Here is a 20,643-nt window from a genome sequence, read left to right as displayed (position 1 = left end):
CGCTACTGTTAGAACATAAAATTCAGTGCTTCTGAGTTTCTGTGGCATTTGCAGCCACTGAGGCATTCCTGATCATTGTATTTCAGCAGCCTCCTCACAAAAGCGTCAACTATCGTATATTTGCGCATTATTTTATTTAAAAATCGAATCATTATATGGCAGACATTTTTGAGCGGCTATTAAAAAATTACGGACCCATTGGTCAACACCGGGAAAGAGCCCACGGTTATTTTGCATTTCCTAAACTTGAAGGAGCCATCGGCAGCACGATGAAGTTCCGGGGGAATGACGTGATCGTTTGGAGCCTGAATAATTACCTGGGATTGGCGAATCATCCTGAAATAAGAAAAGCTGACGCTGAAGGTGCCGCTCAATATGGTCTTGCATTGCCCATGGGCGCCCGGATGATGAGCGGTAACTCCAACCTGCATGAACAACTGGAAGCAGAACTGGCGGCCTTCGTAAGCAAGGAAGATACTGTTTTACTGAACTTCGGATACCAGGGTATGGTCAGCATTATTGATGTGCTTTGCAGCCGTCATGATGTGATCGTTTATGACGCCGAAAGCCACGCCTGCATCATCGACGGGCTCCGGTTACACCCGGGCCACCGCTTTGTGTTCAAACACAACAATATTGAAGATTTTGAAAAGCAAATGGAGCGCGCCACTGCACTGGTTGAAAAACAAAAATCCGGCGGCATCCTGGTAATTACCGAGGGCGTTTTTGGTATGGCCGGAGACCAGGGCAAACTGAAAGAGATTACGGCTTTAAAAAACAAGTACAGCTTCCGCTTACTGGTGGATGATGCCCATGGATTTGGTACACTGGGCAAAACCGGCGCCGGGGCGGGAGAAGAACAGGGGGTGCAGGATCAGATCGATATCTATTTCTCCACATTTGCCAAGTCGATGGCGTCGATCGGTGCCTTTGTGGCCGGCGACCGTAAGATCATCGATTATATCCGTTACAACATCCGCAGCCAGATCTTTGCCAAAAGCCTGCCGATGCCGCTTGTGGTTGGTAACCTGAAACGACTGGAACTCCTGCGCACACGGCCCGAGCTAAAACAAAAACTTTGGGATGTTGCAACAAAATTACAGGCCGGCTTAAAAGAACGGGGATTTGATATTGGCACTACCGACTCGGTGGTAACCCCCATCTACATGAAAGGAGGCGTTGAGGAAGCTACGGCCATGGTAATGGACCTGAGGGAAAATTACCGCATCTTCTGCTCTATCGTAGTATACCCGGTTATTCCCAAAGGACATATCATTTACCGTTTAATTCCTACCGCCAGTCATACCGATGCCGACATTGAGGCTACTTTAACCGCTTTTTCTGCCGTAAAGGAAAAACTGGATGCAGGAGCCTATAAAACAAATGCCATTCCGGATATGGCGGAACGGTCCTAAAGAATTACTTTACCAGCATTGTGCAAAAGAAAGAGGCCGTCGATGACGGCCTCTTTCTTTGATCTTATATTGAAGGAATTATTTCACTTCATGTACAATAACAACTTCAACAGTCTTAGAGCTTTTGCTCACGCTATATACTTTAACGCTATTGTTTTTAACATTACTTACTTCAAAGGTCAGTTTTACACTTGCCGGCAATGCTGTATCAAACTGATAGTTGCGTACGATCTTAGAACCGGAAAGGGTTTCATTGTATAACACATCACCGGTTTCATCTTTGATCGCAACCGCATAGGTTCCCTTGGTCAGGTTGTTTAAACGCAGCTGGTAAATCGGCAGTTCTGTTTTAGCAGATTTGATGTATTCCAGCTCTACAGGCTTTTCAGCATTGTCATTTGCAATAGCAGGAGTAGCAGAAACAGTTGTAGCAACAACAGCTGCAATAAGGAAGGATAATACGCTTGATTTCATGGTAATTGATTTTATGATTCTTAATTAAATTTTTGTTTGAATGAATATCTTAACGGATATAGATATTCTTTGTAGTAATGGTGTTGGAAAACAACACACCCAACTTGTACGCCGCATCCGCAGCCCTGGTTAATAAAACTTTCATTTTTATGTCTCCTTTTGTTTATTGTTCACAATTTCTTTATCCAATGGTCCACATCGCCGGGCGGCAAACAAAGCGAGACAAGCAAATCCTGGTTGAGCTCAATCGGGTGCTTTGTAATGCACCGCTTTTAAATTGATAGCACAAAGTTACGGCCTGCAAAATCCCGCATAAAACCAACATTTAACGCATCTCAGGGTGCTTAGCAGTCTCAAAACAAACATAATTACATAACAATCAATACACTACAAAAAAGACTACCATGATATCCAACCGGTAACCGGCAACGGGAATTTACGGCCGCCAAGGCGGAAATCAGGAAATGTGAACGCAGGGAAATGCATATCCCGACCGGGTAATTCGCTGCCTGATGTGAGAACCATAGTCCATGGACAATTGACCATGGACTATGGACTATGAACTATTGACTATGAACTATTCCATTCCATAATGAAATTACACTTCACCATATACAGCTGCATTGCCCTGATCTTTATAGATTGTTTTTTTATCATACAATAGATTTGCTGTATCTTACGGCGCCGAAACGTATTCAGCCATGCTCAAACATAAAACCTCCGTACTGTTTATTAATAATTCCGGCAAAGAAAAAAAAGCGATCCGGGTCCCCACGACCCTGCTGGTATCATGGAGGAAATACCTGGCAGTCACCCTGGCCCTGATCATTGTATTATGCGCATCACTTTGTTTTCTGATCTTCAAAAAAACAAGCAGTTTTTATTCCCTTGTATACAAAAACCGGCTGGAGCATGCCAACCGCATTAAAAACGAGATCGACGTTGACAAGGTGAAAGCCTCCTTTAAATCGATCGATCGGCATATGCAACAGATCAACCAGCTGCTTACAGAAAGAGGCTTATCAAAACTGGCACTGGAAAATGCAGGCGGGCCCGAGACCTTCGATATTACCGATATCAATGAAGTAGCGGCCTTTTATGAAACCGAACTGGGGAAGGCCGAGGATGTCATTCGTCATACCCCCATAGGACGGCCCCACCCCGGCGACCAGACCTCCGGGTTCGGACACCGCTATAATCCTTTTGGAAGCGGCTCCGTCGAAAGTCACAGCGGGCTTGACTTCCGGGGAGCAATTGGAGAAACCGTTAAAACAACCGCAGACGGGGTCGTTGCTTTTGCCGGTACAAAAGGGGGCTATGGTAACTGTGTGATCGTGCAACACCAAAACGGGTTCCAGACCCTTTACGGACACCTGTCAAAAATCAACGTAACCCAGCATCAAAAGATAAAATCCGGAGAGAAGATCGGCGAGGTAGGCAGTACAGGCAGAAGTACGGGACCTCACCTTCACTATGAGGTCCTGATCAACGGTGTAAGAACAGACCCCTCCCGCTTTACAAAACTATAATGCCATGTTTAACAAAAACAGTACAAGGGACAAAAAAACAAATTTGGATCACATTACCATCAATACGGTAATTGATGAAGGAATGCTTATCAAAGGGAATATTTCAGGTGAAGGAGCCATCCGGATCGATGGAAAGATCGAAGGCAATATCGAGCTGAAAGAAGGGATCATTCTTGGAGAAAAAGCTGAAATTACCGGCTCCGTAAAAAGCAATATTATTGTAGTGCACGGGAAATTACACGGGAATATAAGCTGCCGTTTCCTCTACATCAAAAGTACCGGGCTGATTGACGGCGACATTGAAGTAGGCGCCTTTGAAGTGGAGCTGGGCGGCAAGTACAACGGAACGCTTAAAATGCCGGATCAGGAGCTGCAGCATAAAGAAGCGCCCAAATCCAAAAAAACAGCGGAAGGCGCATTACTGCTGCAAAAATAAAATACCCCGATATGTTTGCTCTTTGCTTAAACGCGCCTAATTTTAGCGCTCATTTTTAACAACAACGATTTTATGCATACCAGAACCCGGATTCTCTTTTCGATGATGCTTCTATTAACCGGTTCAGCCGGCAAAGCCGCTACCCTTTCAGCCAACGGCAGCACTATTGACACGCTGCCAGCTGTTGAAAAAAAAGCCCCCAACAGTAACTACAGCCCCGCATACCGTGGGCAAACCCGTGTGCAGGGAGCAAAGACGGCTACCCATTACCGGGTCGAGAAAATTGCCGAAAAAATAAGCGCCCCCTTCGCCATCGTTGCAATGCCCGATGGCCGGCTGATGGTTACCGTAAAATCCGGGCATATGGAAATACGCGACCAGAACGGAACACTGGTAAAAAAAATCACGGGCTTCCCTGCCACCGACCTGGTAGGCCAGGGCGGTTTGCTTGATGTGGCATTTGATCCCAATTATACGCGGAACAAAATGATCTACTGGAGCTTTTCAGAAAAGCAGGCATCAGGGAACTTAACCGCGGTGGCCAAAGGCAGTCTGAATGAAGCCGCTGGCAGGGTAGAAAACGTTTCGGTGATCTTCCGGGCAACCCCGGCATTAAACGGTAACGTACACTTCGGATCCCGGATCGTTTTCGACAGGGCCGGTAACCTGCTGGTTTCTGTAGGCGAACGGTCCATACCGGAGGGCCGTGCCCAGGCCCAGCTGCTGCATTCCGGACTTGGAAAGGTATTCAGGATCACCACCAGCGGCAAACCCGCAGCCGGCAACCCCTTCCTGAATAAAAAGGGAGTAATGCCTGAAATCTACAGCTACGGGCACCGTAATCCGCAAGGGCTGGACATTAACCCTGTTACAGGAGAATTGTGGGAAGCTGAATTTGGCCCCAGGGGCGGTGATGAGATCAATATTGTGCGGGCGGGAAAAAACTATGGCTGGCCGGTGATCACCTACGGGATCGAATACAATGGTTCAAAAGTAGGAGATGCCCTGCAGCAAAAGAAAGGTATGGAACAACCCGCTTATTATTGGGATCCGGTGATCTCCCCCAGCGGTATCTGCTTTTATAAGGGCAATGCCATCCCGGAATGGAAAAATAATTTGTTTGTTGCCGCATTGAGCGGCCAGCATATTGACCGTCTTATCATCAGGAACAATAAGGTCATAGGTGAAGAGCGGCTGCTGACCGATCAACAGGAACGTTTCCGGGACCTGGCCTACCTGAACGGCAAGCTGTACGCCATTACCGATAAAGGTTCCATTTACAGGGTCGGCAGGTAACAACCGCCCCCAATTACGCACATCAGCCCTTTTATACCCCTGAGACAGGCTGGATAAGGGCGCCGCCTGACGCATTAATTGGAAGGCCCCTTATTTGCAGGCGTACCCGGCGCCGGATGTTTAGGGTCTGCTATTCCGGCCACCGGGCTGCTTTTCTGAATATGCGAGGCTGCCTGTTTTTCCATTACCGGTACTTTTAAGACCGGAACAATGACCGCTGCCGCCAGATTTCCGGCGCCCGTCATTGCAGGAGGGGCCCCGGCTGCCGCAGCTTTCAGCAACCGGGCTTTATGCGTCTCCAACTCCAGTATCGCCAGCGCTAGTTGCTCCAGGCTGGCCTCTATGCACTGCAAAAGCAGCTCGCTTTTCAGCAACTGCTCCGGTTGCAGCTTTCCTTTCCGATACTCCAGCATATTGATCCGGTATCCTAACCGGGTACGGGATGCTTCCCATTTTTTCCGGGTAGCAGACGGAGCCTCCGGAATCCCGCTTATGTTCTTGCAGACCATCATAAGGTCCATCCTGTTTTGACAGAGTGCCGCTTCTATTACAGCCAGGTCATCCAGGTGGTTCTCCATTTTCAATTCAAGCCCCATTTTCTTCCATTGGAGGGTCTTCTGCTGTTTATACGCCTGTTTTAAAGCTGCATCGCATTGCGAGGGCGTAACCAACTGGTGAAGGGATTGCGTTAACATATGGTTTTAGAGTTTTAGCTTTCTCTAAGCTACAATCACAAAAAGCCTTTTGCGTCAGCAATTAACATATTAGTAAATTTTTAACACTACTGAACCCAAGCCCCTCTTTTTACTACCTGTAATGGCTATGCGTAATCAATTACCTATCAGTCTGTTTTAAATATCGCGGCACCAGGGGTAGATAAAGCGGACGCTGTATTTTTTTTGTCCTTTTTTTTGAGCGACAAAACCAGGCACCGGAAGCAATCGGTTTTAGGGGAAAGAAGATCTGAAGCTGCGGGGCGCGGGGGTCCTGTTTATTACGGAAGTCCTCACCATTTTGCACTGCTCCTGCAGGAGCCGGGAGCTCCTCTCCAATTCGTTGTTATAAAAACGGGGCGCTTTACCGTACCAGATAATGTTCCGGAGTCCGCTCATTTTGTCCAATTCAGATGCGTTTACCCGGACGAACCTTGCTGTCCGGGAAAAAAAACGCTACTTTCGCAGCCCGCGAAGAAAAGCAGAAGAAGCAATGAACACAAATAAAGAAGCACTGGATACCGGGAGTAACTGTATCGAAGTACAATATTTTTTTGAAGAAGACACCCATTCGATGGATGCCCTGGTCCAGAACAAGTGCGAATATGAACTGTTGGCATTGATAAGGGAAGTAGCATCCCGCCTGCGGCTCCGCATTACCATCGAAACAGCCCCACTGGCAGAAGAAGGGTTCAGGCGGCGCTTTAAAATAGCTTTAAAGAAGGAGCATAAAGCCGCAGCGGCGGCTATTACCATTGCAACTACGGCGCTGACAGCCGTTATAGCAGCCCCGCTGGCCGCATCAGCCGGCAGTGAGGCCCGGAAACTGATCGAACAATTGCAGGAGACCCCTGAATTCAGCAATATCGACAATAAAAGGATGCAGCTGCAGGTTGAAAAATTAAGGCTGCAAATGATCTCCAGCTGCGAAAACCTGGATGCCAGCAATATCATCAAAAAGCGGAGGTCAAATTTCTTTGAGCTGCTCAATCGTTACCCCCGGATCCGCCAGGTGCGCTTTACTGCTTTGAATGAACTAAAGACAACCGTAACCCAGGAGAAAAATTTGTTGCGGCAGCACTTTGACACCTTCATACTCACCACCAACGTACTGGAACCCGAGGAAGCAGACGATATTGACATTGAGATCATTTCGCCGGTACTGAAAAAAAGCAGTTATAAATGGACCGGTATGTACCAGGGCAAGCCCCGTTCCTTTATCATGCAATCGAAGGAGTTTAAAAAGCTGGTACAGACGGGAAAAGTTCAATTCAGGAACGGCACTTCCATCAACTGTCAGCTGACCCTGCAAAAAAAGATGAACAACGAGGGTACGGAACGGATCACCGGTATGATCATCAACCGTGTAAACCATTATTTTGAAAATGACAAGCCGGTAGAAACCGTAGAAGGTAAAAAGCAGAAAAAGCAACCCGAACCGGAAATAACACAGTTGGCCTTGTTTATGTAGAGAGCATGGGGAATGTGAGAATGGAGACAGGACGTCAGCATAAAAACGGAATCTAATGTTAAACCAGAAACACTTTCTTTGCCGATCAGCGCGATCAGCTTTTAGCATTCGGTTTTGAGTCCCGATAGTTACCGCATGCGCATCGGGTTAATTTTAGGAATAGAGGTTAAAGGCCAAAGCTGCGGCGCAGCGTTGCTTTTATCAGCAACGAACAGGAGATGGAACAGAGGTGCAGCGCACCGGTAATATAAGCTTTCCCAATATATCCCCGCCGCGCTGCGGCTACGGGTAAGTCCCTGGGAGTTCTGGTTACCATTATTTGCGGCGCGCTGCGCCTGCTATCAAAAGATCCGGTCCCTTTCGGCCGCCAAAGGCTTATTCATACTACATTTTATGGCAATAGACCTGTTTTTTATCCTGACACGCTCCCGATAGCCATCGGGGTTCGGAGGATGTTTGAGGTTTCCCCTTTAAAGTTCAAAGTTTCACGTTTGATCCGTATTTTACTTCTCACAGATCACTCTTTTGTTTGAGGTTTGACATTAGAGCCGTGTGCGTGTTTGGTGTTCTCCCGGACGCCCGCATGCGCGTCAGGTTAATTTTAGGAATAGTGGTTAAAGGCCAAAGCTGCAGCGCAGCGTTGCGCTTATTAGCAACGAACAGGAGATGGAATGGAGGTGCAGCGCACAGGTAATATAAGTCTCCCCCGAAAAGATTCCCGCCGCGTTGCGGCTACGGGTAAGTCCCTGGAAGTGCTTGTTACCATTATTTGCGGCGCGCTGCGCCTGCTATGAAAAGATCAGGTCTTTTTTGGCCTCCAAAGGCTTATTCATACTACATTTTATGGTAATAGACCTGTTTTTTATCCTGACGCGCATGCGATCGTCATCGGGGTCCGGAGGATGTTTGAGGTTTCCCGTTTAAAGTTCAAAGTTTCACGTCAGAGCCGTATTTTACTTCTCACAGATCACTCTTTTGTTTGAGGTTTAACATTAGAGCCGTGTGCGTGTTTGGTGTTCTCCCGAATCCCGGACATTCGCATGCGCGTCAGGTTAATTTTAGGAATTTAGTGGTTAAAGGCAAAAGCTGCAGCGCAGCGTTGCGCTTATTAGCAACGAACAGGAGATGGAATGGAGGTGCAGCGCACCGGTAATATAAGTCTCCCCCAAAAAGATTCCCGCCGCGCTGCGGCTACGGGTAAGTCCCTGGGAGTTCTTGTTACCATCATTTACGGCGCGCTGCGCCTGCTATGAAAAGATCAGGTCGTTTTAGCTTCCAAAGGCTTATTCATGCTACATTTTATGGCAATAGACCTGCTTTTTATCCTGACGCGCATACGATAGTTACCGGAGCGGGACATTACACTAAGCGTAAAACAGATCTGACATCAAACTTTAAACAGTAGACCAGAAACACTTTCTTTATTTTGATCCCCATTCATCCCCAAACAAAGAAAGTGTCCAAAGAGTTGTACAAAACAACTCCCGGGGCACTTTCAGAAATTTTGAGCAGCCAAACCAGGCTCATTAAAGGGCTGCCCTCTCAGACAGCCCCGTTATCCCGGTTTTACTGCACCTTAATCATTAACGACCTTTATTACTTTGGAATAATGCGGAGTATTGGAATCTTTATCATACTGTGCAATGCGGATATAGCCTACTTCGCCTTTTTCCACATCCACGGCCTGGCCATCTTTAACACAGGCGCCCACGGCCAATACGATCACTACCACGGCCAGTACCCTTGCCCGCCGCGAGCGTACCAACGTGAGCAGGAATAAGCCGCCGATGCCCAGTGCTGCCATTGCCACCGGCAAACTTATAGACAGGCTGTAATCCAGCGGTGTACTGGAATTACCGTTAACCGCCTTCGAATCCAGTTTGCCTATTACAGTCCAGTTCAGGTTATCCCTGGAGCCCTCCACCACATATTCTTTACAATTGTTTTCTGTGGCCGTTTGCCAGTTCACCACCAACTGCCCGTTCTGTCTGTTTGCGGTTATATTACCCCAGGTTACCGGCATCGGGGTACTGTTGGGCCATATATTGGTGCCCAGATCTGCATATCCTGATGCCACATGTACCAGTTTTGCCCGGATGGTGGAGCCTGCCGGACTGTTGGCAATGGTTGAGGGGTCAAGATAATAGATCCCATCCTTGGGGTTGCTGTTGGTTCCATTACCATCAGCAGAAAGATACATTCCACCAAGCGCATCAAAGCAGTTCCCGTTTACACTTCCGCTAAAAGCGTTTCCATTTGCATCCAGGACATTCCATTGTTTTGTAAATGTTGTGCTTGCACCGTTGGGTACTCCGGTAAAGATCTGGGTGCTGCCGCTGCCATCATTGACCAGTATATATAATTTGCCATTCCCATCCAGGCATACATCCCCGTTCTGGAATGTTGCAACCGTACCTCCCACCAGGGTAACATTGTTATCCACAACGGTAACAGGCGCCGTACTGAACGGGTTTGTATCGGTAGCAACGCGGACGAGGTATACCTTAGAACCGTCAGAAGCCACGATCCAGCTTACGCCGTTCTTATCTACCCCCAGGCGTACAAACCCCAGGTCGCTATTATCACCACCACCATTTACATCATAATTATTGACAATCGTTTGCCCCGGGCCGCTTCCATTGCCATTGCGGGCATACATAGAAAAAACGCCGTTATCGCCGTTATTGGGGATCCAGTAAAAATATCCTGTTGGTATGGAAGGATAAGGCCCCCGGCCTAAGGCCGCAAAACTCCTACCTGGGCTAAAGATCGTTGTTGGACCTGCTGAATAAACACCCCCGGAAATAGAGAACGCGTGTACCTCGTGCGTATCATCACCATCATTAAACGCAGCCCAAAAATCAGATGGGTAAAGGGTTACCGTAGTAGAAGCCGATTGCCCGTTTCTGGTAACCTTAATGGTATAAAGAGTGCCGCCGGGCGCCGCTGCCGCGTTCTGATTAAAAGTAAGCGTGGCCGTATTGTCAAAAAAGCCGCCCCCGCTGATGCTGGCGCCGGTGGAAGGGGTTACGGACCAGCTATAATCATCCAAACTAAGCCCGCCAAAACTGGACCGGGTCAGTTCCGTCGAAACGGTATTACTTCCTACCGGCTGGGTAAGCGTGTTGGGTGAAGGGCTAACCGTTTGCCCCCACAAGGTATCCACCGTTCCGGAAAGGATAAAAGATAGTGCCAAAATCAAAAACCGAGTTTTCATCGTTGTGCAGTTTTAAGTGTTAAATAATCATATAAGTTGCCAGTAGGATACGTTCGATAAAGAGGCGGGTAAAGGGGATACCATTAAAAGATTACCAGAAGCGGTAATGGTTTGGGAAGACTTGCAGCCTGGCCAGCGACCGCATAACCAGGAATGGGCGTAACAACAAAAACATTGTTATTGCAGGTATTCTTTCACAGCAGCCACGCATCCGGAGCGGATGCTTATTTTGTTTGGAGGGTATATTGCGAGCCCTTATAAGAGGATACAAACCTACAACATCTGCAACATTTCCTACATACCTCAATCAGGGTATTTTTACGGGGAGCGCGCTCCATAAAAAAAACCCCTGGTAAAGAATTACCAGGGGGTGGTTCTTAATTCCAAAACTGATACTAAAAACTCTTGAATATTCGTTCTATTCCTGAACGGCCAGTACCACCTTGCTCTCGCTGTGCCCGCCGTCCTTATCTACCTGTTTGATGCGGATGAACAGCTTACTGTTGGTATCAATGGATGTGGCCTCCTGTTTGGTACAGGAAGAAACGCCAAAGATACCGGCGCCCAGTACTATTGCCAGCATCAGCATCCATTTGTTCCGGCGTTTCACCAGCAATGCTGCAAACCCCAGCACGGCAACAGACAGCCCCAGCAAGCCCGTGGCAGCGCCCTGCCCGATGCTAAAGGTATAGCTCAGCGGTGTATTGGAATACCCGTCTGCCGCGTTGCTCTTCACTTCCCCGATCTTTACGAAATTCTTACCGTCATTGGACGCTTCTATTTCAAAGTGACTATTATTTTGCTCCGTAAGGGTGGTAAAATCTACATACAGCTGCCCGCCCCTGATGGCCGCACTTACTTTATCGAAAGTAGCCGGCAGGAAAATGTCCTTGGGGTCAATAACGATCTCGGCAGAGGTACGGCCACAATTGCCGTTAGCAGTATACGTTACTTTAATGCCGGTACTTTTTCCTGTAATGGTAAGCACGCCGCCCTGTGTAATGGTAGCGTCGCCTTCTACCGTAAATACCCCGTTAGCGGCCTGAACATTGGCAGGTGTAAACACCAGCTGGATCACATCGCCTATATGTACGGTACCCTGGGGCGGGAACAGCGTGGTAGCTCCCGTGCTGGCGCCGCAGATATCCATGGCCGAAGTGGAGAAGCTGTAAGAAGACACATCATCATCTGCATTGCTGCCATTCGCCATACTTCCGTAGATCCGGTGGCCCACATAGCCAAAAAGGCCGCTGCATTGTTTTACCACCATGGAGGTATGCCCCCCCGTTTCTACTGCCATTATTTTACTGCTACCCAAACCGCTTATGTTGTTGGTTGGATTAATGTTGCTGCCGCTGCTAACCCCAAGCATGTTCCGCTCGTTATTACCCCAGGCCCATACATTGGCGCTGGTTGCAGTGGTGAGCGCATTTACCGAGGAGTTCCCGTAGTTATCATGCTCGTTGGGGCTGATCCAGGCAACATTATCCAGGTACGTATTACTTCCCGATTTTACCCGGACCCAGTTCTCCTGCTCATCTGTGGTGCGATCTCCCAGCTGTCTCCGTTCATTATTACCCAGGCTATAAACAACGTTATCGGTACCAAGGATATAGTGGCTGCTGCGGCTCCGGGTGCCGGTCATACCGATCATTTTAGGTACAATATTGCCACCCCCCTGCGGCTTTGTCAGCGTCATCTGCCTTGCCCGGCTGCGATCATTCACACTAGTTCCATCAGCAAGATAAACCTTATCGCCCCAGGTCCATACGGTGCCATCCTTCTTCAAAGCCATCAGGCCACCGGGGGCGCCCCTTACGGCCATTACATTACCAAGCACGGGGTTACCGGATCCATTTTCCGTTACCCGGGCCCAGGTGCTTGCGTTACCATTATTTCCATTCCCCCGCATATTTCCGTTTATTGACAAAACCCATACGTCATCGCTACAGGTAACCAGGGCCAGCGTCTGGTAGGTACCAAACAGCATTCTAACCTGGTCCGGCGCCACGGGGAGCTGGGCCGCGGTAAATACCCGGCCAAAGGTTGTATTATTTTTGAGGCTGCTGGTGATCAGCTTGTCGGGTGCTCCCCAAACATAGAGCCCTTGCGTGGTCAGCACGGCAAACTGTGCCTGGTGCCCGTTCGTAGACCCGGCATTGCTGCCCCCGGTAAACTTCAGGACTGTGCCCTGAAGCCCGGGATAGTTGGAGCTATTCAGCTCTGCGGGGGTCAGGTTGCTGCTAACCCCATCCGACCTGGTATCCTCACCCCAAACCAGCACCCGGCCATCGGCCTGGCGCGCCATCGTACTGTGAAAGGTACTTACGATATTGTCATACTCCATCCTATCCAGATTTGAGGGATCCACATTCAGGTAGGAGTTGCCGCAGTCAGTACATTGGGCCTGTACGGCAGAGCGGGAGAAGCCCAAAAGCATCATGCAGAAAAGCACGGAAAGTGCTGCAGTTGTCATTTTTCTTTGTGTCATTTTCAATTTCAGTTTGTTTTAAAGAATATAAGATTTAAACCGTTCCGGGCAGGAAGCACAGGAACACGATCCTGCATTTGCCTGGCCCATAATAATCCCACTACCGGCTTTTCAACATTTGTTAAAAAACCAGTTTGTCCTGTTGGTATCACCCGGCAAAACCAGGTATCCGCTGGCAACGCCGCATGTATACAAACAGCAACTGTCCTTTTGCTAAAGGCGATCAAGTTTTCATAAAGTGCCATTGCCTTTAACCGCTAATGGCCTGGGTACGGTATCACTCGTGCAGGATCCGGGTAAAGATCCTGTTCATAGTATCATGCGATCCTCAGAGGGTCGCCGGTTTGTTTAGAGGGATGTCAATCGACCGCTTATGGTGTCATCATAAAAAATCATTTTTATCATCACCTGCATAAGCCGATGTAATGGCCATACACCTGTAATTGCTACTTTTAAAAACGCCACCCGGGATGTTTTGCATTCCATCTTCCGAGTACAAAGCGCTGTACTATTTATTGCGCGGCATCAATTACAACGCTAAAGTAAAAAGAGATGTGATACATGCTCCAACAATTCGATGAGTTACTGTTATTATTCGATGGAAACGAATGATGACCCGGTAAGCGTGTTGTTGAAGCGGAAAGAATACCTGTCCCCTTCCGGAAATGTAAAATATTGAATGAGCAATATTCAATGTAAAAAAACAGGAAAGATCCCGAAGTTTCAAAATGTAGAAAGCCATCTTTGCTGACCGGCACTGCAAAAGATCAGCAACGCCGGCTGCCGTAGCAACGGATCATATAACATAACACGAACGCCCCCCGGAGAACAAAGAAACGGTCTCAAACGCTGCATGGAACAACGCTTAAGACAGTTCCGGCAATTTAAAGCAGACAAACCGGATGCATTAAAGGGCTGCCCTTGCAGACAGCCCCCGTCATCCCGGTTTTTACTGCACCTTAATCATTAACGACCTTTATGACTTTGGAATAATGCGGTGTATTGGAATCCTTATCATATTGCGCAATGCGGACATAGCCCACAGCTCCTTTTTCCACATCTACAGCCTGACCATCCTTTAGACAGGCACCCGCAGCCAGCACGATCACTACCAGGGCCAGCGCTCTTGCCCAACGGGAGCGTACCAGGGTCAGCAGGAATACCCCCCCCATACCCAGGGCGGCCATCGCAACCGGCAAACCAATTGAGAGGCTATAATCCAGCGGCTCGCTGGAAGTACCATCAACAGCTTTTGAATCCAGCTTTCCGATAACAGTCCAGTTTACATTATCCCTGGAGCCTTCTACCACAAACTCTTTGGAATTATTTTCAGAAGCCGTTTTCCAGTTGATCCGGATCTGGTTGTCGCCCTTTATAGCAGTGATCTTTTCAAAAGTAACCGGCAGAGAGCCTGGTGTAAACGTCCCGGTTCCGCAAATGGCACCCGTTCCGCAATGTTCGCTTTTATACCTTGTGATCACTACCTTTAAATTAGTAGTGCAATTAGCGATAAGAGCCAATCTTTTGATCGTTTCGCTGGCGTTTTGAACAATCCCGTCAATGCATTCTGTTCCCAACGAAGTAGTGCCGCAAAAAACTTCTACCCCAAGCGCCCGCTGGTTCTGCGGACTCGTATAATGTACATCAATATAATACTGATTCGAAGTACCTGTAGAAACAAAATCGACACCGGTAACAACGGCGCAGTTATCCTGGGCGCTTCCCGTAAATACGATAAACAATCCAAGAATAAATAAAGAAAAACGCGTTTTCATCTTTGTGCAGTTTTAAGAATTAAGAAATAAAATCAGTTAACCAATGAATGACATTGGTAAAGAGGGGAAGAAATGTTCAAAAATCCGGATACGTATAATGAGGTATCGCAATAGTTTTGAGTGGAAGCCCTGGTATTTGCACCATACACACTATAACCGGGTAGTAAATAGTGGATGCGCGATCATAACAACCAGTATAGCTATACGACCTGATCTTCACAGTAAGCGATTGCATCCGCAACGGATGCTTCTATTGGTTTGGAAGGGAATAAGTGGGAACAGAGCCGGCCATTCTTACAGTCAGTATCGGATACAAAGCTACTATACATTAAAAAATAATAAATACCTGAAACCGGGTATCATCTATGGATATATTGCTTTTCAATAAACGCCGGCTACAGGGGCACAGATCTGTAAAACCACTCATTAAACAGTTTCATCTTTCGTGCAAGTACTGCATGGTGATCAAATTGGGTCCCACAGGTACCGCTGCTGTATGAAATTGGCCGAACACCCCATTTTATTCGCCGGATCCCTTTTTATAAGCGATGAAACCGGGATATGCAAAAAACAAAAGCGCCCCTGAAGCCGTGCGAAACAACTCCCGGGGCGCCTTTAAGATCCGTAAGCGGCAGGCAAACCGGGCTCATTAAAGGGCTGCCCTTGCAGACAGCCCCGTCATCCCGGTTTTTACTGCACCTTAATCATTAACGACCTTTATGACTTTGGAATAATGCGGTGTATTGGAATCCTTATCATATTGCGCAATGCGGACGTAGCCCACAGCTCCTTTTTCCACATCTACTGTCTGGCCATCTTTTAGACAGGCCCCTGCAGCCAGCACGATCACTACCAGGACCAGCGCTCTGGCCCAACGGGAGCGTACCAGGGTCAGCAGGAATAATCCCCCCATGCCCAGGGCTGCCATCGCAACCGGTAAACCAATTGAGAGGCTGTAATCCAGCGGAGTACTGGAAGTACCGTTAACGGCTTTTGAATCCAGCTTGCCGATAGCGGTCCAGTTTACATTATCCCTGGAACCTTCTACTACATACTCTTTACAGTTGGTTTCAGAGGCAGTAGTCCAGTTGATTTTGATCTGGTTATTATCTCTTACAGCAGTGATTTTTTCAAAGGTAACCGGAAGAGATCCTGAAGGAAATATTTGCGTCGGGCCACAAGCCGCGGCTTTGCAATTTCCGGTATGCGGAGTAAATTTAGCGCTTATATTTGCCGATCCATTGGCACAAATAACCGCCGCAGGATATGTTTTAGAGCCATCCCCGTTGGTTTCCAGACAATCTGTAAATACGGGCGTAGGGTCATTACCACAAAACACCTGTATCTCCAATGATTTTGTACCATCGGCAGTGTATATAATATTCAGATCCCAGGTTGTATGATCATTACTTGGGTTGGTTACCGTAGCACTGGTTACCGTGATGCAGTTTTGTGCATTACCCATCCCTACAATAGTAAACAGGGTAATTAAAATAAGGAAAAAACGTTTGTTCATTGTTGTGCAGTTTTAAGAATGAAGAATTAAGATCAGTTACCAGAGAATGACATCGGGTAAAGAGGGTAGGAATGTTCAAAACCCCGACACCGGTACTGTAGTATCGCCATAGTTTTGAGTGGAGGCTATAATACCTGTATACCATGCACACCATAACCGGGTTAGTAAATGGTGCATACACGATTATTAGGCAACTGTATAGCCATACGGTTTGATCTTCATGGTAAGCGCTTACATCCGCAACGAATGTTCCTGTTGGCTTGAGAAGGTATAGGGTATATATGGATCACGCAGTTTACAGTTAGTATACCAGGCAAAACATCACCTGTCGATATCCCTGTAAAACCACTCACTAAACAGTTTCATTTCACGTACCAATACTGTCTGGTAATCAAATTTAGTCCCATTATTTCCCTGCTTTATATGAAATTCGATGAGTTCCCGGGTTTAATCGTCGGATCCCCTCCGGGAAGGGATAAAACCAGGTATGCGTAAAAAGCAAAACTGTCTCCGGAGTCATATAAAACGACTCCGGAGACAGTTTTAAAATATAAGCAGACCAACCCGGTTCATTAAAGGGCTGCCCTCTCAGGCAGCCCCGTCATCCCGGTTTTTACTGCACCTTAATCATTAACCACCTTTATTACTTTGGAATAAGCCGGTGTGTTAGAATCTTTATCATACTGAGCTATCCGAATATAACCTACCTCGCCTTTTTCCACATCTACTGACTGACCATCTTTAAGGCAGGCTCCTGCGGCCAGCACGATCACTACCAGGGCCAGCGCTCTGGCCCAACGGGAGCGTACCAGGGTCAGCAGGAATAATCCCCCCATACCCAGTGCCGCCATAGCAACCGGTAAACCAATTGAGAGGCTGTAATCCAGCGGAGTACTGGAAGTACCGTTAACGGCTTTTGAATCCAGCTTGCCGATAGCGGTCCAGTTTACATTATCCCTGGAACCTTCCACCACATACTCTTTACAATTGGTTTCAGACGCAGTAGTCCAGTTGACCCTGATCTGGTTGTTATCTCTTACAGCAGTGATTTTTTCAAAGGTAACCGGTAAAGAACCCGGTGCAAAAAAAGTACCACCGCAATGCCAGTTGGTACTACCGGGCAATGCACTTTCAGAATTGGCCCCATAAAGATTCGCTTCAATACCTCCATAGGTATTGCAGGCACCCGGACCATCTATCGTCAGCGTTAAACTAACTTTATAATTTTTACCCCCTAAGGAAGTCACAGTGCTACTCCCAGTTACGATACCGAGGGTAACGCCCGCCACAGGACAACCGGTACCAGCTATGGTAACATCATTGGTGCCACTCGTATTGATGTTAAACGGCAAAGCCCCAAGAAAAACGGTTCCCGGAGGAAGCGAATGGTTACAGGCAAGGGCATATTGGGTAGCAGCCGGGGCGGTTCCATTATAGAAGTATAATGCAAAATGCTTGTTGCCAGGATTGATACTAATGTTAAAACTTACCGGAATTGTGATTAGACATCCGGTCGCAGAAGGATTTTTGGTTACCTGACTAACAGTCAAACCAGAAATACTACAGGCATCTGCATAAGCTTTGTTATTGATGCCTAAAAAAAGGGAAAAAATAATAGCAGTTAAAATTAAAAACCGAGTTTTCATTGTTGTGCAGTTTTAAGAATAAGAATTAAGATCAGTTTACTAACTCGGAAATCGAGAAAACAAATACCTTTTCTATAACCTGCATACCACCCAATACAGCAACGCATAATACTCCCCTTTGCATGATAACATGCAGGAACGCATAGTACGCGGGCAGGCTGTTGAGGGTAAAAGCTTAGCAGTTTAATGTAGGGTGTATGACAGATCGTCCGGGTTTATTGAATGCGCTCTAGAAATGCATCAATATTATATATATTCTACTTTCATACACCGGTATTCGCACAACCTGGTCAACGCTGTTCTCCGGATAATCCACTGCAACCAGGTTGTTAAAATTCCGCTTTGAATAAACTATGCACGAAAATAATGACAGGGATAATAGCGTTGTTTTGAAATTCGATGAACACCGCTGTTTATTCGATGAGTCGGTCTGTTTTGAATCAGGCACCTGCAAAACGGCGGGCCAGGTCAATGTTTGGCAACAATGATGCGCACAGGGCCTTTTACCTGGCCATCGGCCATATTGCTTCTTGCAATAATCAGTGTGTATATACCCGGCTTCTTTGTAGTGTATTCCATTGTTGATCCAAAAGGACCATCCGTTTTTCCATCCGGCATTTCGATCTGGCTGACCCGCAGATTACGGTCTTTTCCTTCCGGCTGCAGCTTTACATCCAGTTGAGTGGTGTTGGTTACAGGTACCCGAACATGGATCTGCTGGTAATCCTTCCGGATATTGGCAAGGAGCGTGGTATCCTGTTCCTTTACAAGCAGGACGATTACAGAATCGCCCGTATGTACAGGCCGGCTTTCCGGGTGGCCTGTAAGAGGCACGGTATCCGGAACGGTATGGTGAAGCCCGGGATCCTGTTGCTGCGGATGTTCAGGCTGACCTGTGTCCGGCCCCGGTGTATTGGCATCGCCGGAACCATTACAGGCATTGAACAGTATCAGCAGCAAAACGGTGTATACAGGTATTCTCAGCATGATCCATAAAATTTTGTAGGTTTACAAAAATATCAAATCTGGCATGAACCATAAATTTATCCTTTCGACTACAGCAACAATCAGCTTAAAAGGAGCCGAGATCGTGGAGTACTGCGGCATTGTATCCGGGGAAACGGTCATTGGCGCCAATATTGTCAGGGATTTTTTTGCAGGGATCCGCGATATCGTGGGGGGACGTTCTGCCTCTTATGAGGAAGTGCTGAGAGAAGCCAAGAATACGGCGATCAGGGAAATGCAGGAATATGCGCTTCAGCTGGGCGCGAATGGGGTTATTGGGGTAGACCTCGATTATGAAACCGTTGGACAAAGTATGCTGATGGTTACGGCGAGCGGCACTGCAGTTAAGATTGAGGGGATCTGATACTACCCGGTTTTAAAAGAACAAACAATCGTTTGATTTATAAAAAAATAACGCCGCTGAGGCAACCGTAAAACTGCTCTACGCGTCTTACTCCCGATTGAATAAAAGGATAAAAAAAATCCCCAACATTGTTACACGTTGGGGACCTTCATCAAAAACCATTAACCATTAAACCTTATCCTATGAAAATTCAATCTCAAATTTATAAACTATTTCCTATATTTCAAAAGTAATATTTTGAAGTGTGGGAAATTTTCACATTTTATTATCAATTTATTTCCTGCCAAACCCCTAATAATTTAAAAATCAATGAAAAGAAAAGTTGTGGTAGCTATTACCGGTGCAAGCGGGTCTGTTTATCCCTCTCGGTTGCTATCCAAGTTCTTACAAATAAAAGACCAATGGGAAGCGATTGGGGTGGTCGTGACCAATAATGCAAAAGAGGTCTGGCAGGTTGAAACGGGTACGCTCTTTAAACCGGAGCCTGCATTTTCCTATTTTGCCCCTGCGGATTTCAATGCGCCCTTTGCATCCGGCAGTGCCCGTTTTGATACGATGATCGTCATTCCCTGCTCTATGGGGGTGCTGGGCCGGATCGCCTCGGGGATCTCCAATGACCTGATCACAAGAGCCGCAGATGTGATCCTGAAAGAACGGCGTAAACTGATCTGCGTTGTCCGCGAAACCCCCTACAGCCTGATACATATAAAAAACATGGAGTACCTTACCCTTGCCGGCGGCATTGTATGCCCTGCAACACCCTCCTATTACAGCAAGCCCCAAACCATCGGGGAGGTTGCGGATACCGTTGTAGACCGGGTGCTGGACCTGGCAGGTTTCGATATTCCCTCCTATCGCTGGGGCAAATAAAAACGGGGAGCGCCACAAAGAGGCCCTGTTGTTGCCGCCAAAGCACGGAAGCACAGATTTTTCTACCGCTGCTACAGCAGCCCCTGCCCGGGGCAAACGCATCTAATAATAAGCCGGCATCAAAATTATTTCTTTTCTCGGTCAGTGAGGACACTGACCGTGGCGTGGGCCGTGGTTTGTGTCCTCACCAATGCTATTAAAATAAGAAAAGTCTGTATCCAGGATCGTCCTTCCAGGGAGACAGGCATCTGCGATGGTTGCTACTATTGTAGGTAATGGGCATAGTACAACCATGAGCCTGATCCTTAAGGTTTCTGGCTTTTCTGGCAAAGCGGATCCTGTTTTCAGCAGCTGATTGTGCTTTATTTGTACATGGGACTAAAGCGATTTTTTCGTTTAAACTTGTGGTTTCTGGCAAAAGACCT

Annotated in this window: 16 protein-coding genes; 7 read left to right on the top strand and 9 right to left on the bottom strand. The window is 47.4% G+C overall.

The window, feature by feature from the left end; genetic code table 11:
• Nucleotides 1-155: 155 nt before the first annotated feature.
• Entirely contained in the window at nucleotides 156-1,415 is a 1,260-nt protein-coding gene (locus BLS44_RS22925) for an aminotransferase class I/II-fold pyridoxal phosphate-dependent enzyme (RefSeq protein ID WP_090392841.1), read from the top strand.
• A gap of 78 nt (nucleotides 1,416-1,493) precedes the next feature.
• Here BLS44_RS22925 and BLS44_RS22920 read toward each other — a convergent pair whose 3' ends face one another.
• Nucleotides 1,494-1,889 (bottom strand): hypothetical protein, encoded by a 396-nt coding sequence (locus BLS44_RS22920; protein ID WP_090392839.1) that lies wholly within the window; start codon nucleotides 1,887-1,889, stop codon nucleotides 1,494-1,496.
• A 701-nt stretch (nucleotides 1,890-2,590) separates the two neighbouring features.
• Between BLS44_RS22920 and BLS44_RS22910 the strand changes: the two genes are divergently transcribed.
• The 3 genes from BLS44_RS22910 to BLS44_RS22900 all read left to right on the top strand — a co-directional run bounded on the left by BLS44_RS22910 (nucleotide 2,591) and on the right by BLS44_RS22900 (nucleotide 5,150).
• Complete coding sequence (locus tag BLS44_RS22910; RefSeq protein WP_090392835.1) at nucleotides 2,591-3,418, top strand: M23 family metallopeptidase; 828 nt, start codon at nucleotides 2,591-2,593, stop codon at nucleotides 3,416-3,418.
• Between the two features lie 43 nt (nucleotides 3,419-3,461).
• Nucleotides 3,462-3,854: a bactofilin family protein gene (locus BLS44_RS22905; protein ID WP_245729369.1), complete on the top strand. Its 393-nt coding sequence runs from the start codon at nucleotides 3,462-3,464 to the stop codon at nucleotides 3,852-3,854.
• Between the two features lie 72 nt (nucleotides 3,855-3,926).
• Nucleotides 3,927-5,150: a PQQ-dependent sugar dehydrogenase gene (locus BLS44_RS22900; RefSeq protein WP_090392830.1), complete on the top strand. Its 1,224-nt coding sequence runs from the start codon at nucleotides 3,927-3,929 to the stop codon at nucleotides 5,148-5,150.
• Nucleotides 5,151-5,224: 74 nt separating this feature from the next.
• Here BLS44_RS22900 and BLS44_RS22895 read toward each other — a convergent pair whose 3' ends face one another.
• Nucleotides 5,225-5,845, bottom strand: a complete 621-nt coding sequence (locus tag BLS44_RS22895) for a hypothetical protein (RefSeq protein ID WP_090392828.1) — start codon at nucleotides 5,843-5,845, stop codon at nucleotides 5,225-5,227.
• Nucleotides 5,846-6,356: 511 nt separating this feature from the next.
• Here BLS44_RS22895 and BLS44_RS22890 point away from each other — a divergent pair.
• Entirely contained in the window at nucleotides 6,357-7,334 is a 978-nt protein-coding gene (locus BLS44_RS22890; protein WP_090392915.1) for a hypothetical protein, read from the top strand.
• A 1,576-nt stretch (nucleotides 7,335-8,910) separates the two neighbouring features.
• Here the strand turns inward: BLS44_RS22890 and BLS44_RS22885 are convergent.
• The 6 genes from BLS44_RS22885 to BLS44_RS22860 form a co-directional block, all read right to left on the bottom strand.
• Entirely contained in the window at nucleotides 8,911-10,551 is a 1,641-nt protein-coding gene (locus tag BLS44_RS22885) for a hypothetical protein (protein WP_090392826.1), read from the bottom strand.
• Between the two features lie 418 nt (nucleotides 10,552-10,969).
• Nucleotides 10,970-13,042, bottom strand: coding sequence for an RCC1 domain-containing protein (locus BLS44_RS22880; RefSeq protein WP_143019896.1), 2,073 nt, complete (start codon nucleotides 13,040-13,042; stop codon nucleotides 10,970-10,972).
• A 959-nt stretch (nucleotides 13,043-14,001) separates the two neighbouring features.
• A complete protein-coding gene (locus BLS44_RS22875) occupies nucleotides 14,002-14,817 on the bottom strand; it encodes a hypothetical protein (RefSeq protein WP_090392822.1) in 816 nt (271 codons plus the stop codon).
• A 700-nt stretch (nucleotides 14,818-15,517) separates the two neighbouring features.
• On the bottom strand, nucleotides 15,518-16,333 hold the full coding sequence (locus BLS44_RS22870) for a hypothetical protein (RefSeq protein ID WP_090392820.1): 816 nt from the start codon (nucleotides 16,331-16,333) through the stop codon (nucleotides 15,518-15,520).
• Nucleotides 16,334-16,956: 623 nt separating this feature from the next.
• A complete protein-coding gene (locus tag BLS44_RS22865; protein WP_090392818.1) occupies nucleotides 16,957-17,979 on the bottom strand; it encodes a hypothetical protein in 1,023 nt (340 codons plus the stop codon).
• 468 nt (nucleotides 17,980-18,447) lie between these two features.
• Entirely contained in the window at nucleotides 18,448-18,966 is a 519-nt protein-coding gene (locus BLS44_RS22860) for a hypothetical protein (protein WP_090392816.1), read from the bottom strand.
• A 43-nt stretch (nucleotides 18,967-19,009) separates the two neighbouring features.
• On the opposite strand from BLS44_RS22860, the gene BLS44_RS22855 reads away from it, so the two are divergent.
• Nucleotides 19,010-19,348, top strand: coding sequence for a YbjQ family protein (locus BLS44_RS22855; RefSeq protein WP_090392814.1), 339 nt, complete (start codon nucleotides 19,010-19,012; stop codon nucleotides 19,346-19,348).
• A 309-nt stretch (nucleotides 19,349-19,657) separates the two neighbouring features.
• Entirely contained in the window at nucleotides 19,658-20,218 is a 561-nt protein-coding gene (locus BLS44_RS22850; RefSeq protein WP_090392812.1) for a UbiX family flavin prenyltransferase, read from the top strand.
• Nucleotides 20,219-20,414: 196 nt separating this feature from the next.
• On the opposite strand, the gene BLS44_RS26855 is transcribed toward BLS44_RS22850, so the two are convergent.
• Nucleotides 20,415-20,643, bottom strand: a 229-nt coding sequence (locus BLS44_RS26855; protein WP_218127700.1) for a hypothetical protein, incomplete at its 5' end; no start/stop codon positions are given.

The sequence above is a fragment of the Niabella drilacis genome (genome assembly GCF_900101395.1).
Classification (GTDB): domain Bacteria; phylum Bacteroidota; class Bacteroidia; order Chitinophagales; family Chitinophagaceae; genus Niabella; species Niabella drilacis.
The sequence above is the reverse complement of the archived record's forward strand: the minus strand, read 5'-3'. Positions and strand labels throughout refer to the sequence as shown.

What these genes read in the sequence shown, in the direction of transcription:
- BLS44_RS22895 (WP_090392828.1), bottom strand. Translation starts at nt 5,845, where the DNA reads ATGTTAACGCAATCCCTTCACCAGTTGGTTACGCCCTCGCAATGCGAT.
- BLS44_RS22855 (WP_090392814.1), top strand. Translation starts at nt 19,010, where the DNA reads ATGAACCATAAATTTATCCTTTCGACTACAGCAACAATCAGCTTAAAA.
- BLS44_RS22890 (WP_090392915.1), top strand. Translation starts at nt 6,357, where the DNA reads ATGAACACAAATAAAGAAGCACTGGATACCGGGAGTAACTGTATCGAA.
- BLS44_RS22870 (WP_090392820.1), bottom strand. Translation starts at nt 16,333, where the DNA reads ATGAACAAACGTTTTTTCCTTATTTTAATTACCCTGTTTACTATTGTA.
- BLS44_RS22925 (WP_090392841.1), top strand. Translation starts at nt 156, where the DNA reads ATGGCAGACATTTTTGAGCGGCTATTAAAAAATTACGGACCCATTGGT.
- BLS44_RS22875 (WP_090392822.1), bottom strand. Translation starts at nt 14,817, where the DNA reads ATGAAAACGCGTTTTTCTTTATTTATTCTTGGATTGTTTATCGTATTT.
- BLS44_RS22860 (WP_090392816.1), bottom strand. Translation starts at nt 18,966, where the DNA reads ATGCTGAGAATACCTGTATACACCGTTTTGCTGCTGATACTGTTCAAT.
- BLS44_RS22900 (WP_090392830.1), top strand. Translation starts at nt 3,927, where the DNA reads ATGCATACCAGAACCCGGATTCTCTTTTCGATGATGCTTCTATTAACC.
- BLS44_RS22865 (WP_090392818.1), bottom strand. Translation starts at nt 17,979, where the DNA reads ATGAAAACTCGGTTTTTAATTTTAACTGCTATTATTTTTTCCCTTTTT.
- BLS44_RS22910 (WP_090392835.1), top strand. Translation starts at nt 2,591, where the DNA reads ATGCTCAAACATAAAACCTCCGTACTGTTTATTAATAATTCCGGCAAA.
- BLS44_RS22880 (WP_143019896.1), bottom strand. Translation starts at nt 13,042, where the DNA reads ATGACACAAAGAAAAATGACAACTGCAGCACTTTCCGTGCTTTTCTGC.
- BLS44_RS22920 (WP_090392839.1), bottom strand. Translation starts at nt 1,889, where the DNA reads ATGAAATCAAGCGTATTATCCTTCCTTATTGCAGCTGTTGTTGCTACA.
- BLS44_RS22885 (WP_090392826.1), bottom strand. Translation starts at nt 10,551, where the DNA reads ATGAAAACTCGGTTTTTGATTTTGGCACTATCTTTTATCCTTTCCGGA.
- BLS44_RS22850 (WP_090392812.1), top strand. Translation starts at nt 19,658, where the DNA reads ATGAAAAGAAAAGTTGTGGTAGCTATTACCGGTGCAAGCGGGTCTGTT.